Genomic DNA, 7,716 nt, shown 5'->3' with positions numbered 1-7,716 from the left:
TTTCTTAAGTCTATATATCTCTATCCTATTTTCATCTGTTAATTTCATAATAAATAGCCCTCCAAAATTTGTCCAAATTTTGGGGGCTATTACCTTCTAACTCTTGGGGTTGAATTTTATTCACATCTTTGAATATTATTGTTTAACCTCATCTCTGATGCTTTCCCATAATTCTTTTGCTTGTACTATATCTAAATCATAGCGCTCTCTAATAATTTTAATATTTGCAATATCACCAACATCTGGATTAACAACTGATTTTATATCAGTATAATCACTAGCAATTAACTCTTTAACTTGTAATGCACGTCTGTTCAAAGCTTCTTCTTTTACAGCTTCCCATAACGCTTTTGCATCATACAATACCAAATCTGTATATCTATCTCTTATCATTTTAACATTGTGAATATCTCCTTTAGTAGCATCGACTACTGAAAGTACTTCTTCTCTATTACTATCTTTTACAAGTTCATTAAATTTTTCTTTACTAACTTTTTGTTTTTCTGCCCATTCTTCTTTTGACTTACCGTTTCTAGTTGAGAAGAACATAAAAATTGCTATTGCTAAAATAATAATTAATACTATCTTCATAATTAAATTCCTTTACTTCTTTTTACAATTTCTATTAGTTTTTTTGCATCTTTCCCATTTAAAAAGTATGCTTTTCTTAATGCCGCAATATTAAACGCATCATCTTGGCTAAAGTTTATAACTTTTTCTAATTCCTTTTTATACGCTGGGCTTTGCAATCTTTCAAATGCTTCTTTACTCTTTTCATCACGCTTTTTTATCTTATCTCTTGCGTTAGCGATCATAGCATAGACAAATATAAATCCAAGCATGATGTACAATGTATTCATGTTCATCGCAATTACTTCCTTTAAATTATTTTATACATTAATTATATAAGTTTTGTATACGGTTGTAAATAGCTATATTATTACTTTAACCACATTTTTCTCTTTTACATACTGCTTTATTTATTTGTTTCTTTTTCTACGGTTATATTGTATAATCTAGTAGTAGTATAAAACATATATAGAACGTATATGACAAAGAAAGGATATAAAAATGAAATTCATTGATAATATAGATATTAATCAATATACAGATTTTATCTTACAAAATGACTACTGTACCATTTTTCAATCTCCTGAATGGACTCAAATAAAAGATAATTGGGATTTCAAACGTATTGGCGTTGTGGATGATAATGACAATCTATTAGCGACTGCACAAATTCTTATAAGAAAAGGTATGTGGTACCTACCTAGAGGTCCTCTATTAGATTATAACAACATAGAATTACTTAACTATTTCTTAGAGAATCTAGCTAAATACGCTAGAAAGAATAAAGCTAAACTTGTAAAAATAGATATACCTAAACCCTTAAATAATGAAAGACTAGAAGCATTTAATAAAGAATCAGAGAATCTAGTAGATAAAAATATATTAAATGCCTTTAAATCAAACAAATTCTCTCATCGTGGTTTAACTATGAAAATGAGCGATACTATTCAACCACGTTTTAACGCTGTAACGATGTTAGAAGATTTCCCTGAGAAACTTCCTAAGCACACTAAACGTTTATTAAAAGATGTAGATAAGCGTTTTGTAGAAGTTAGACAAGTTGAAATAGATAAGTTAGATGACTTAATGTTTGTTCTAGAATGTACAGAGAATAGAAAGAATATTTCTTTACGAAACAGAGATTATTTTAAAAAGCTTATGGAATTGTACAAAGAGCGTGCACTTGTTTATATAGCGTATCTTGATATTGCTAATGCATTAGCTAAGACTAGAGAGAAAAAAGAAACTCTAGAGCAAGAAATACTTAAACTTGGCGAAAATATGCATAAAAAAAGAAAAACTTTGGAAGATCAATTTAATTCTACAAAAAAACTTATTGAATTCTTCGAAAGTTTCAATAGCACACAAGAAGAAATACTTTGTGGAGTTATTTCTATCGCCTATGGGAAAAATGCTGAGATGCTATATGCAGGAATGAACGATAAATTTTCTAAAATTCCAGCACAATATAAAACATATGTTGACAGCATGTTAAAAATGAAAGAACTAGGATGCACTACCGCTTCTATGGGAGGTATCGAAGGAGATTTAAGCGACAGCCTTCTAGCATTCAAATCTAATTTCGCTCCTAATATTGTTGAATATTATGGAGAGTTCGATTTAGTAATCTCTCACACATTCAATCTAATGTACAACTACGGTTTACCATTAAGAAGAAAAATATTAAAACTAATCAAAAGATAAAAAACAAGTCTGTAAATCACTATGGTTTACAGACTATTTGTTTTAATCTACTATTTTAATGTATATAAAAAGAAAATTGTTATTATAATTTCCAAGTAATTTTGTTCATTATCCATCCAAATATAACTGAAACAGCTGCAATAATAAAGATTATATGTAATCCTTGATATGAGCGTTCTATACTGTTAATGCCATTAACTTGACTAGCATATACTAAACCATAGATTGATGCCATAAGAGTTTGGCCTAATGTTCTTAATAATAAGCTAAAAGTAGTCGCTATATTAAGTTGTTCTTTAGGTACAACTTCTTGGAATGCTACTTGTGTTGATGGAAAAATCAAACCATGACCAAGTCCAAGGAAAGCACCACTAATCGAAATATAGTAATAAGAAACACCTATTGGAGCAAAGGCCATCATAAATACTGAAATAGCTATTGCTATAAAACCTATATTTATAAGTTTTTCAAACGACCATTTACTTATAAATTTAGCAGAAAATCTCGTTGCTAACATAACTGCGATAGAACTAAAGATCTGTGTTCCGCCAGCCATGGTTGCACTAGTTCCTAAAACAACCTGCGCCCACATTGGAGCGTAAATACTATATCCAATAGCAAAAGCATAAACAAGTACCATAATTAGATTTTTCGTAATGTAAGACATATTCTTTAATAAACTTATTGGCAGAATCGGTTCTGTTTCCTTTATTTCCCACTTCCATAGCATATAACCACTAACAATAACAAACATTGCTAGTAAACTATTCATAAATATATTAAGGCTCGGAAGATTACTAATCCAATAAAGAATAACTCCTGAAATAATAACTAATAGTCCACTTCCAATGTAATCAACTCTTGGTTTTTGTGAAATTACAGTTTCCTTATAAAAAATTTGGATTAATACTAAAGAAACTACTGAAAATGGAACAAGGCTAAAAAATATCCAAGACCACCCTAATACATCAACTACAAAACCTCCAGCAATAGGACCTAAGATACTTGCCACACCATAGAAGGCTGTTACCCATCCTAAAGCAACGGCTCTTTCTTTCGCATCAGGAAAAAGCTTAGCATATATTACAAAAGGAATAGAAATCATTCCTCCTATACCAATACCCATTAATCCTCTAGCAAACACCATCATCCAGATATTTACAGAAAATCCTCCTAGTATAGAAGCTATTGCGAAGATTAAAATTGATAATTGAAATGCTTTTTTATTACCTATTACTTCTCCAAGCTTACCCCAAAGGACAGTAGTCATGGCTATAAAAAATAATAACATGGAAGTTAATAGACCTAATTGATTTATACCATTTAAATCCTTTATAATTTGCGGTAATGCTGTATTCAACATTGTTGTATCAAGTCCGCCTATAAAATTAGCTAAAAGCAAAGCTATCATAGATAAACGTTTTTGAATTTTCGTCATTGTATTTCCTTTCAGTTCTTTTCAATTTATTTTCAACACATTTATTTATTATATACTATCTTTTCTATTTTCGAAAGATTAAGAATACATAATAAGGAGCGACTTAAAAATCGTGATTTCGTAGAAATCGATCTTGTCGAGTTACCACCTCTATATTTACTAGATATCTAGAAATTTGTTTATAAAGAAAATTTTTCTATCAATTAATCACTGCATTTTGGTATTAATAATTCTATTTTTTGATAAAAATAATCTTTTGAATTAGTATATTCAAACTACTATAAGACTGTAGAAATAAATTTGAAAAATAGAATTTAACAGACTTCAATAGATTAATGGTTATGTTCTAGATGATAACCAGCGATTATATAGTTTATATTTTTTCATTTGTTCTTTATAGTGGTGGAAATAAAATGCTGTAGCATTTTATCGAGGAAAAGAAAGATTACAAGCTTTCTTTTTAGTCGGAAAACAATCTTTTCTTTGAAAAGTTGGTTGAAGACGTCTCGCACCACAATAAAAAGAACAAATGTATAAAAATGTAATTTAAGTATTACAAAAAATACCCATATAAAAATTAAAAGAGCTGAACTCTTTAATGATTTCATTGAAATTACTATTGAGTCAGCTCTTTTTGTATTATATTTTTTTTACAAATTCAGATTTTAGTTTCATAGCTCCGAAACCATCAATTTTACAATCAATATTGTGATCTCCATCAACTAATCTGATATTTTTAACGCGAGTTCCTTGTTTTAATGTAGAAGAACTACCTTTAACTTTTAAATCTTTAATTACAGAAACTGTATCTCCATCTTGAAGTACATTTCCATTAGCATCGCGGTAAACTTTTTCCTCTTCTGCTCCACTAGTATCTTCTGGTGACCACTCGTGAGCACACATTGGACATACTAGCATATTTCCATCTTCATAAGTATATTCACTTTTACATTCTGGACAATTAGGTAATGTCATTTGTTTCCTCCATAAAATTTCATATTTGTACAAAGGATATTATACCATAATGAGAAGCAATATCAAAACAATATCAAAAATTATTTTCTTCAAAACGCTGATATTATAACGATTTCAATCATAATTCATTATCTCAAAAAATTTTTTTGAAAAATCGTCTACTTTTGTAGGCAAAGTACTTGAAATTTTTAAAAAGTAGGAGTAAAATATGAACTAAAGAGTTTTCATCTTATATTTATTTAAAAAATATAAAATATAAACAATAAAATTTAAAACAAAAGAGGAATAAAATTATGGTTAAATATGATCTATTAGTAGTAGGATTCGGTAAAGCCGGAAAAACTTTAGCAGCAACATTTGCTAAAGAAGGAAAAAAAGTAGCAGTAGTTGAAGAAAGCAGTGCAATGTACGGTGGTACTTGTATTAACATCGGATGTATTCCAACTAAAACTTTAATCGTAGCTGCTGACAACAAAAAAGACTTCGCAGAAGCTAAAGCTACAAGAGATGCTGTTGTATCTAAACTTAATGCTAAAAACTTCGCTATGTTAGACAATAGTCCAAACGTTGATGTTTATACAGCCCACGCTAAATTCGTTTCAAACAAAGTAGTAGAAATTTCTGCTAACGGAGAAACTAAACAACTTGAAGGTGAAATCGTAGTAATTAACACTGGAGCTAAAAACAATGTATTACCAATTCCAGGATTAACAACATCTAAAAATGTTTACGATAGCACTGAATTCCAAAAATTAGAAAAAGCTCCTAAAACTTTAGGAATTATCGGTGGAGGTAACATCGGATTAGAATTCGCTAACCTTTACGCTCGTCTTGGAGTTAAAGTTACAGTAATCGACTTCGCTCCTGGAATCCTAGGAAGAGAAGATAAAGATATCGCTGAACTTGCTCAAGGATACTTAGAAGAAGCAGGAATCGAGTTCAAATTAGGAACTGCAACAAAAGAAATCCGCAACAACGGAGAACTTGTAGTTGTTGATACAGAAAAATACGGTCCACTAGAATTCGAAGCAGTATTACACGCAACTGGACGTCGTGCTAACACTGAAGGATTAGGATTAGAAAACACTGACATCGAATTACGTCCTAACGGAACAATCGTAGTTGACGAATTCTGTCAAACAGCTGTAGAAAATGTATTCGCAGTTGGTGATGTTAACGGTGGATTACAATTCACTTATGTATCATTAGACGACTTCAGAGTAGTTAACGGATACTTACACGGTAACAAAGAATACACAACTGCTGACCGTAAAAACGTACCTTACTCAACATTTATCTCTCCAGCACTATCTCACGTTGGATTACACAAAGAAGAAGCTGAGGCAGCTTACCCTAACGTTGCAGTAGCATCATTACCAGTAGCTAACATGCCAAGAGGAGCTGTTAACCAAGACCCACGTGGATTATTCCGTGTAACTGTAGACAAAGACACTAACTTAATTCTTGGAGCTACACTATTCGGTAAAAACTCAGAAGAAATTATCAACCTAATTAAAATGGCAATTGATAACAAAATTCCTTATACTTACATCAGAGATCAAATCTTCACTCACCCAACAATGGCTGAGAACTTAAATGATGTATTCAAATTAATCTAATAACTGCAGAAAGCTTAAAATCTCAATAATCATTTGAGGTTTTAAGCTTTTTTTATTTATTTTATTAGAACTTCTTCTATATAAATATATAAAATTTTCAAATAATTGAAAAAATATGTCTCAATCCCTTTACAAATCAATAGTTTTCTTGTATAATGTACACATGTCTTTTTAAAAAATACAATAAAATAAAAAAAGGAGATCGAACAATGAGTTTATATAAAAGAATTCCATTAATAGCAAAACTTATTATCGCTGTAACATTAGGGATAGTTTTAGGAAGTACTCTATCAACGTCTATTATTAGAGTTTTCGTTACTTTCTCATCAATTTTCAGCTCATTCTTAGGATTCACAATTCCACTTATTATTGTTGGATTTATCGTACCAGGTATCAGCCAAGTTTCAAACAATGCTGGTAAATTACTTGGATTATCAACAGGAGTTGCATATATTTCTACAATTATTGCAGGAACATTTGCATTCTTAACAGCTGAAGCAGTATTACCAAACATCTTAGCTAACGCAACATTACAATCATTCAAAAACCCAGAGGATTTATTATTAAAACCTTTCATCGAGTTTAAAATGACTCCAATTTTTGATGTTACTACTGCTCTTATTATCTCATTCATCTTAGGAATCGGGATTTCAGCAACTCAATCAGAAGGTCTTAAACAAGGATTCGCAGACTTCGGAGAAATTATCGAAAAATTACTTGCTACAGTAATTATTCCACTTCTTCCATTCTACATCCTAGGTGTATTCATGAACATCACAGCTTCTGGTGAAGTATTCAAAATCTTAAAAATCTTCGCAATGGTATTCGTATTAATTATTATTATGCACGTAATAATCATTATTATTCAATACTTCGTGGCTGGAACACTTAACGCTAGAAACCCATTCAAGATGCTTGTTAACATCTTACCAGCATACATGACAGCGATTGGTACTCAATCTTCAGCTGCTACTATCCCAGTAACACTAAGAAGTACTAAAAAAATGGGTGTTGATAAAAACATCGCAAACTTCACAATTCCATTATTCGCTACTATCCACTTATCAGGAAGTACAATTACATTAACTACATGTGCATCTGCAGTATTCTGGCTACAACACGGTGCTGCATTCCCATCAGCTGCAGTAATGATTAAATTCATCTTATTACTAGGTGTAACAATGGTAGCTGCTCCTGGAGTTCCAGGTGGTGGAGTTATGGCGGCTCTTGGATTATTACAATCAGTTCTTGGATTCAACGAAATCATGTTATCTCTAATGATCGCATTATACATCACTCAAGATAGCTTTGGAACTGCATGTAACATCTCTGGAGATGGAGCTTTATCAGCAATCGTTGATAGATTAAATAGAATATTCTTCAAAAAAGACGAAAAACAAAAAGCATAAA

Annotated in this window: 7 protein-coding genes; 3 read left to right on the top strand and 4 right to left on the bottom strand. The window is 30.9% G+C overall.

Going from position 1 to position 7,716, the window contains the following annotated elements:
- Positions 1 to 135: 135 nt before the first annotated feature.
- Together PNO30_RS02680 and PNO30_RS02675 are read right to left on the bottom strand one after the other, a co-directional pair.
- Positions 136 to 591 carry a hypothetical protein gene (locus PNO30_RS02680; protein ID WP_271987066.1) on the bottom strand — a complete coding sequence of 152 codons (456 nt, stop codon included), beginning with the start codon at positions 589 to 591 and terminating at the stop codon, positions 136 to 138.
- Between the two features lie 2 nt (positions 592 to 593).
- Positions 594 to 866 carry a hypothetical protein gene (locus tag PNO30_RS02675; protein ID WP_271966284.1) on the bottom strand — a complete coding sequence of 91 codons (273 nt, stop codon included), beginning with the start codon at positions 864 to 866 and terminating at the stop codon, positions 594 to 596.
- Positions 867 to 1,071: 205 nt separating this feature from the next.
- Here PNO30_RS02675 and PNO30_RS02670 point away from each other — a divergent pair, with 205 nt between their 5' ends.
- Complete coding sequence (locus PNO30_RS02670; protein WP_271987065.1) at positions 1,072 to 2,274, top strand: peptidoglycan bridge formation glycyltransferase FemA/FemB family protein; 1,203 nt, start codon at positions 1,072 to 1,074, stop codon at positions 2,272 to 2,274.
- Positions 2,275 to 2,356: 82 nt separating this feature from the next.
- Here PNO30_RS02670 and PNO30_RS02665 read toward each other — a convergent pair whose 3' ends face one another.
- Positions 2,357 to 3,712: an MFS transporter gene (locus tag PNO30_RS02665; RefSeq protein ID WP_271987064.1), complete on the bottom strand. Its 1,356-nt coding sequence runs from the start codon at positions 3,710 to 3,712 to the stop codon at positions 2,357 to 2,359.
- 639 nt (positions 3,713 to 4,351) lie between these two features.
- On the bottom strand, positions 4,352 to 4,687 hold the full coding sequence (locus tag PNO30_RS02660; RefSeq protein WP_003147532.1) for a zinc ribbon domain-containing protein YjdM: 336 nt from the start codon (positions 4,685 to 4,687) through the stop codon (positions 4,352 to 4,354).
- Positions 4,688 to 4,980: 293 nt separating this feature from the next.
- Here PNO30_RS02660 and PNO30_RS02655 point away from each other — a divergent pair, with 293 nt between their 5' ends.
- Both PNO30_RS02655 and PNO30_RS02650 read left to right on the top strand, forming a co-directional pair.
- Positions 4,981 to 6,306: an FAD-containing oxidoreductase gene (locus PNO30_RS02655; RefSeq protein WP_271987063.1), complete on the top strand. Its 1,326-nt coding sequence runs from the start codon at positions 4,981 to 4,983 to the stop codon at positions 6,304 to 6,306.
- Positions 6,307 to 6,515: 209 nt separating this feature from the next.
- Entirely contained in the window at positions 6,516 to 7,715 is a 1,200-nt protein-coding gene (locus PNO30_RS02650) for a dicarboxylate/amino acid:cation symporter (RefSeq protein ID WP_271966288.1), read from the top strand.
- Position 7,716 lies beyond the last annotated feature (1 nt).

Source organism: Gemella haemolysans (assembly GCF_028308085.1).
Taxonomy (GTDB): Bacteria; Bacillota; Bacilli; order Staphylococcales; family Gemellaceae; genus Gemella; species Gemella haemolysans_D.
This window is presented reverse-complemented; position numbering and strand designations above follow the sequence as displayed.